General features: G+C 43.5%; 1 protein-coding gene. It reads right to left on the reverse strand.

What is annotated here, in order from left to right; all coding sequences use genetic code 11:
* Window positions 1–232 (reverse strand): transposase (locus AAEY97_RS21545; RefSeq protein WP_351001447.1); only part of this gene is annotated, 232 nt, incomplete at both ends.

Below are 232 nucleotides of genomic sequence, written 5' to 3' on the forward strand. Positions count from 1 at the left end.
GTGTTCAGAATTTCCCGATTCAGACCAGCCTTTTGTTTCACCATTTTTCCGTTTTTCTCGACAGTACCTTTGGCACTGCGAGTCATGTTCTTAACGGTGAGTTTTTCGGTGGCGATCAATGCCGCCACTTCAACTAATTTTGCAGTTTCTTTATGAGTAAAATCGAGTCTTTGACGGGCGATTTTCTGGTGGAGTTTGGCAATTTGATGCTTTAATTTTCGCTGGGTGCGAG

Source organism: Shewanella sp. TB7-MNA-CIBAN-0143 (assembly GCF_040310065.1).
GTDB lineage: Bacteria > Pseudomonadota > Gammaproteobacteria > Enterobacterales > Shewanellaceae > Shewanella.